Origin of the sequence: Gillisia xinjiangensis (assembly GCF_046298265.1) — a bacterium.
Taxonomy (GTDB): domain Bacteria; phylum Bacteroidota; class Bacteroidia; order Flavobacteriales; family Flavobacteriaceae; genus Gillisia; species Gillisia xinjiangensis.
Map to the genome: position 1 here is coordinate 1 of NZ_JBKAHK010000018.1, position 2,215 is coordinate 2,215.

The window sequence follows — 2,215 nt, forward strand, 5'->3', positions numbered from 1 at the left end:
CAGCTACAAAAATTATTGGATTGATGATTTTTATGGTGCCATAGAACGGGAAAACAATAAGGTCAGTTTCAAAACGAGCTCTACCTGTGATGACGGGGGAAGCATTGGTGGATCTGGAGGAAGCTATAATCCTGACCTGATAGATCAAAATAATAGTGTTACCTGGACCGGTAGCGGGCAGACCGGTTATACAAGGCCTTCCGGTTCCTGGAACCATTATGGTGGGACAGGCGGTTACGATTTGCAAGTTGATGTTAGAGACGTTTCGACAGGCAGAACAGAAACTGCTACAGTTAATAGCCTTACCAGTGGTGAAATTTTTTATAATAATGGGGGAGCTACACCTTTGACGGCACAAGTCTATGGCCCTACTACTTCGTTGAGCATTTCAACAGAAACTTCATCATCAAGTGGCGGTGTTGATTGTAATAAGTGGGTGATTATACGTAATGTTGATGGAAATGATACGGTAGAGTTACGGGATTGTGCTCTTCCTGTGCAAAAAAATTCCCAAAGTGTGACAAAAGCTGCAGGAGATTGTCCAGTGGATGATGGGGAGGTTGGAGTGGTAGATTCTTCGGTAAAAATAAGCATTGTACAAAGACTTGGTTTGACAAAAGGTTCTCCGGAAACTATGTGGCTCAATGGGGATTTAACCAGTATAGAAATACAAAAGGTAAATAACCTTTATCTTTTTTTCATTGAGGATAAAACCACTGAAGCAACATTCTTTGGATTGGAAGCCATTCGTGCCTTTATGGCTGTTGGGGAGGTGGATTTTGAGGATAAGATAATTCTAGATTCTAGTTTCGAAAACCACCAAAGATTAAAATGCGTATACGATAAATTTAAAACAGGAACTAATACAATAGCGGGCTATTTAAAAAATTTCTTGCCAGATAATGCAGTTGGCCATCTTAATTTTAGTGCTGATAGCAATTTTGCCTCCAGTTTTCCAAATCAAACAACAGCTGGCGCAGCAACATTCCCACCAGTCAATGGAGCTAATGGAAGCAACGTACCCGGATTTAACATAAATATTGTGTTTAATACAGATGTTACTTTAACTTCTTCTGCACAAAATTTCCCAACAATAATTTTAGCCCAAGAGTTAATTCATGAAATGGTACATGCAGAGATGTATAGAAAGCTCCTAGAATGTGCTCAATTACCTCATGTTAACTATAACAATTATACAGGCGAACAATGGGAAAATTTCATTTATAGTTTAAGGGATAATTATGAGGGGATTCATGATTATTTCATGAGATATAAATTTTATAAAGAAAATGGTCAATTAATACCAATAGAAGGACCTACGGAAGAGCAACATCAACAAATGGCCTCTCATTACCGTAATATGATGATCGCCGCATTAAAGGATTTTGATAATAATCAACATTCTCCTGAATTTTACAATGCCATATCTTGGATGGGCTTAAAGGGAACTGTAGCTTGGGATGACCCTTCTGTAAACCAATCTCAAATAAATTCAATAATTACTAATGCCATTACTAATGAAACACACAATTGTACTAATTAATGCTTTGTTTTTACTTATAGGAATTAAAGGCTTTACTCAAGAAATTGTCATCCCTAAGGATACTATTTATCTTGAATATAAACCTAATGATGGCTCAGTACCTCATTACAGAGGTAAAAAGTTTAAAAATAAGCATGGTATAAACTTCAATTTATATGAAGGCAATGGGCTTATTTATCCCAAAAAAGGAGATTCTGACACTTTAGCTATAAAATACTTGAAGGACTACCAGTTCACAGAAGTAAAGGATATAGATAGTTTAGGCAGACTATGGTATAGAAAAAACCTACCTGTTTTAAAGAGAAAATATGGAAAAATAATCGCGCCACATGACAAGAATGGTAAGTTCGTCACTTATTTAATAGAAGAATTGAATGACTGCTTTATTAAATATAGGGTTTATTGGCGAAATGAACACGTAATAGACTAATAATGAGTAATTAAAGGGTTTGTTCGTTTATAAATCATATGTGTAAGTTTAAAAGAAACTGAGGCGTGAGATGATACTCCTCTATATCAATTATCCATAGATTTATCTCTGCCATTGATAATCTTTGGATTATTTTAATTTTGGAAGAGAATTTAAATTGTATGTTAAAATTAAAGAAGGATCCTAATGAAAATCCAAATGAGAGAGCAAGAATGTTGCAATTATATTTGTTTTATGAAAAT

Annotated in this window: 2 protein-coding genes; both read left to right on the forward strand. The window is 35.3% G+C overall.

Going from position 1 to position 2,215, the window contains the following annotated elements; genetic code table 11:
- A partial coding sequence (locus tag ACKGJN_RS16200; protein ID WP_409540607.1) for a hypothetical protein occupies positions 1–1,543 on the forward strand: 1,543 nt, incomplete at its 5' end.
- Entirely contained in the window at positions 1,518–1,973 is a 456-nt protein-coding gene (locus ACKGJN_RS16205) for a hypothetical protein (protein WP_409540608.1), read from the forward strand. The genes ACKGJN_RS16200 and ACKGJN_RS16205, both read left to right, overlap by 26 nt.
- The last annotated feature ends 242 nt before the right edge of the window (positions 1,974–2,215 follow it).

What these genes read in the sequence shown, in the direction of transcription:
- ACKGJN_RS16205 (WP_409540608.1), top strand. Translation starts at nt 1,518, where the DNA reads ATGAAACACACAATTGTACTAATTAATGCTTTGTTTTTACTTATAGGA.